The organism is Synechococcus sp. RC10A2, assembly GCF_047502605.1.
This window is the reverse complement of sequence record NZ_JANSHP010000124.1, coordinates 1-1,670: the sequence shown is the minus strand read 5'-3', so window position 1 is coordinate 1,670 and position 1,670 is coordinate 1. Positions and strand designations below refer to the sequence as shown.

General features: G+C 59.9%; 2 protein-coding genes. Both read right to left on the bottom strand.

Annotated elements, in window-relative coordinates; translation table 11 throughout:
- Positions 1–5 precede the first annotated feature (5 nt).
- Positions 6–992, bottom strand: coding sequence for a ketopantoate reductase family protein (locus NW848_RS16750; RefSeq protein ID WP_414403048.1), 987 nt, complete (start codon positions 990–992; stop codon positions 6–8).
- 22 nt (positions 993–1,014) lie between these two features.
- Complete coding sequence (locus tag NW848_RS16745; RefSeq protein ID WP_011431156.1) at positions 1,015–1,122, bottom strand: PetM family cytochrome b6-f complex subunit 7; 108 nt, start codon at positions 1,120–1,122, stop codon at positions 1,015–1,017.
- Positions 1,123–1,670 lie beyond the last annotated feature (548 nt).

Genomic DNA, 1,670 nt, shown 5'->3' with positions numbered 1-1,670 from the left:
TCGTCTCACCGCCTATCCCCCATCCCGCCAAGCTGCGCTGTGGCGGGAGTACCCCAGAGGTTCTGATGGGGAGTCGGGATCCCCGCCCAACGCCCCAGCTCCGTGATGGCGCCGACAATGCTCTCGATCTCCGTCGGTTGCCCCCGCTCGATATCCTGCAGCATCGAGGTGCGATGGGAGCCCACACGGGCTGCATCCTTCAGCCGCTCTTCCAAAGAGACCGGCAGCCGGATCCCAAATGCTTGGGCCACCGCCTCGGTTTCCTGCATCGCCGACCGAACCAAAGCATGGGTGGGCGGGTACTGGGCAATTGCGTCTTGGGCCGCGCGGGTAAGGGCGCTGATGGGATTGAAGGCGGCGTTCCCCCAAAGTTTTTGCCAGATCTCGACCCGAATTTGGGAGGTGAGGGCCACAGAAAGCTGCCCCTGCTCAAAGATGGCCGCCAGAGAGCGCAGCCGCTCCGACAACGACCCATCCGGCTCTCCCAGAATGTAGCGCCCGCCACCGGTATGCAAAACTACCCCCGGCTCTGCCAACTGCACGGCGATGTACACCACACAGCCGATCACCCGCTCGACTGGCAGATGCGCGGCGATCACCCCGCCCGGATCCACCGAAGTCAAGGAGCGCCCCTCAAACTCGCCGCCATGCCGGTAAAAGTACCACCGGGGGATACCATTCTGGACAACCACAACGGGGCTATCCGGGCCACACAGGGATCCCAATTGCGGGGCAAGCAGGGGCAAGCTGTGGGCCTTGACAGCAACGATCACCACATCTTGCCGCCCCAGCTCAGCCAAGTCGTCGCTGGCCGTCAGCCGCTCTACCCAAGCCACAGGGGGATCCCCCTGCCGGATCAGCTTCAAGCCTTGGCTGCGGATGGCCTGCAGGTGGGATCCCCGCGCCACCACACTGACTGAAAAGCCGGCGCGAGCCAGGCAAACGGCCAAATGCCCCCCGACTGCCCCGGCGCCGACGATGCCGATTTTCATGTTTTACCAAATGAGGAAATCCCTACTCGGCCCCGCCCTGGGTGATGCGCAAGATCCCGTATCCAAGCGCCACACCCACTAGGGTCAGGACGATGGAGAGCCCAGCAATGGTGAAGATCTCACTAGCCATAGATTCCTCTCAGGTGGATTGCCTCGCCCTTCAAGGATATCGGATCTTGTGCCTTCGGCCTTCCCCAGGGTGAGGCAGCCCCTCTAGCTCAATATCTCAGGAGAGAAAAACCGCAAAGATTACAGTCTGTGAAGATCCCAGCCACCTCGGACTTGATGGGAACGAGTCCCCCCCCTCTATAATGAAAGCAATTTACAAGTCTTTACTGGCGTAGGCTAAATTGTAATGCCGACAGCCGTGAAACTTGTTCGGTGGCCCTAGGGCGGCTCGTCGGGATCGCCACAGCTCTGCTGAGGATTCCAAGAGCAGTTCGGAACGCCAGCAAAGCTGCCTGAAGCAGCGGTTGGTCAGTTCTGGCCAGGAATCCGTGCAGGGAAACCAAGGCGACAAGTTCGCAGACTGAGTCTTTATACCTAGGCACCAGTCTTGCTTCAAAGGAGCAAAATTTGTAGTTTCATTAATGTCCTCATCATGTTTTTAAGGAGAGGTTGAGATGACCATCGCAGTAGGGCGCGCGCGCCAGGAGCGAGGATGGTTCGACATCGTCG

Coding starts and splice junctions, on each gene's coding strand:
- NW848_RS16750 (WP_414403048.1), bottom strand. CDS start 992: ATGAAAATCGGCATCGTCGGCGCCGGGGCAGTCGGGGGGCATTTGGCC.
- NW848_RS16745 (WP_011431156.1), bottom strand. CDS start 1,122: ATGGCTAGTGAGATCTTCACCATTGCTGGGCTCTCCATCGTCCTGACC.